Source organism: Shewanella sp. SG44-6 (assembly GCF_014164185.1).
GTDB classification, from domain to species: Bacteria; Pseudomonadota; Gammaproteobacteria; order Enterobacterales; family Shewanellaceae; genus Shewanella; species Shewanella vesiculosa.
The window spans coordinates 1-370 of the sequence record NZ_JACJER010000342.1; the positions used below are offsets into that span (position 1 = coordinate 1).

The following is a 370-nucleotide window of genomic DNA, read 5'->3' on the forward strand; positions in this document are numbered from 1 at the left end:
ATGTCGCTTAATTGTGATGTGCGTTCGCTGCAGCCTTATTACGCACAATGCGGCGAGATAAAAAACCGTCGTGCTACTTATGCTGAAATGGTTAATGCTGTTTTGTGTGAAGTACGCCTAGGTAAGTTAGTCGTATGCGCCTTATATGGTCATCCTGGAGTATTTGCTTGTGTTGGGCATTTATCCATAAAACAAGCTCGTTTGGAGGGGTATGATGCGAGTATGTTACCGGGTATTTCTGCGGAAGCTTGTTTGTGGGCTGACTTAGGTATCGATCCTGGTAATAGTGGCCATCAAAGTTTTGAAGCGACTCAGTTCATGATTTATCATCATGTGCCCGATCCTACTACGCATCTTTTACTGTGGCAGA

Annotated in this window: 1 protein-coding gene; it reads left to right on the top strand. The window is 44.3% G+C overall.

Annotation, left to right across the window (positions count from 1 at the left end; translation table 11 throughout):
• The coding region (locus tag H5185_RS22510) for an SAM-dependent methyltransferase (protein WP_259396294.1) at positions 1-370 on the top strand (370 nt) is incomplete at both ends.